This is a genomic window from Flavobacterium sp. UBA4854 (assembly GCF_002399805.1).
Taxonomy (GTDB): Bacteria; Bacteroidota; Bacteroidia; order Flavobacteriales; family Flavobacteriaceae; genus Flavobacterium; species Flavobacterium ginsengisoli.
In genome coordinates this window covers 101,097-102,318 of the sequence record NZ_DHEI01000040.1, presented here as the reverse complement: position 1 = coordinate 102,318, position 1,222 = coordinate 101,097, and the positions used below count along the sequence as shown (strand labels likewise).

Here is a 1,222-nt window from a genome sequence, read left to right as displayed (position 1 = left end):
GTATTCTTTAAAGGACGTTCTATCATTTATAAAGATCAAGGTCAGATTCTATTATTACGTCTTGCTCAAGATTTAGAGGAACATGGTAAAGTTGAAGCTATGCCTGTTTTGGAAGGAAAGAGAATGATTATGTTCATTGCTCCGAAGAAAAAGAAATAAGTCTTAAGATCGAAAGTCTTAAAGTCAAAAGTCATAAACTGACTTTTGACTTTTAACTTTTAAACATTCAGACTAAAGATATAAGTAAGTAAGAATAAATTAAAACACTAGGAAAAATGCCTAAAATGAAAACAAAATCTAGCGCTAAGAAACGTTTTAAAGTTACTGGTTCTGGAAAGATTAAAAGAAAGCATGCTTTTAAAAGTCACATCTTGACTAAAAAATCTAAAAAACGTAAATTAGCTTTGACTCACTCAGCGCTAGTTCACCAAACAGATATGAGAAGCATTAAACAACAATTAAGAATTATCTAATTATAAGTCAAAAGTTAGAAAGTCATAAAGTTTAAAAGTCAGATACTGACTTAGACATTTGACTTTAAGACATTAGACTAAAGATTTTCTTTAGGTTAAAAAATTATTTATATAACCTTGGAGTATGGCTTTAAGTTCCTTTGATTCAATTCAGGACGCCTGCTACAAAAACACATTAAAATTATGCCAAGATCGGTAAATTCAGTTGCTAAAAGAGCAAGAAGAAAAAAAATAATGAAGCAAGCCAAAGGTTTCTTTGGTAGACGTAAAAACGTTTGGACAGTTGCTAAGAACGCGGTAGAGAAAGCAATGAGCTACGCTTACCGTGACAGAAAACAGAATAAAAGAAATTTCCGTTCATTATGGATTCAACGTATCAACGCTGGAGCTAGATTAGAAGGAATGTCTTATTCTCAATTCATGGGGAAAGTTAAAGCTAACGGAATCGAATTGAACCGTAAAGTTCTTGCAGATTTAGCTATGAACCACCCAGAAGCTTTCAAAGCTATTCTTAATAAAGTAAAATAAAACGTTTTATAAACTCAATTTAAGATTACTTACTTATTATATAAAACCATTCGTTAACGCGAATGGTTTTTTTTGCTTTAAAGAAGTCTCAAATCTCCGTCTTTAAAAAAAATTAAAAAGTAACTTTGTATAAATCAAAATAATCTTATGTATAAAGCGCTTTTTGACCATATTGAAAAATTTATTACTCTTGAACCTTCAGAAATAGATAAATTAGAATC

2 protein-coding genes and 1 pseudogene are annotated in these 1,222 nt (G+C 30.2%); all 3 read left to right on the top strand.

Annotated features, from left to right (window positions below; all coding sequences use genetic code 11):
- Positions 1-159, top strand: a pseudogene (locus B3J44_RS05755) (translation initiation factor IF-3); the annotation flags it as partial.
- A 116-nt stretch (positions 160-275) separates the two neighbouring features.
- On the top strand, positions 276-473 hold the full coding sequence (gene rpmI / locus B3J44_RS05750) for a 50S ribosomal protein L35 (RefSeq protein ID WP_008464950.1): 198 nt from the start codon (positions 276-278) through the stop codon (positions 471-473).
- Positions 474-656: 183 nt separating this feature from the next.
- The gene (gene rplT, locus B3J44_RS05745) at positions 657-1,001 is read left to right on the top strand and encodes a 50S ribosomal protein L20 (RefSeq protein ID WP_008464948.1); all 345 of its coding nucleotides are present in this window, start codon (positions 657-659) and stop codon (positions 999-1,001) included.
- Positions 1,002-1,222 lie beyond the last annotated feature (221 nt).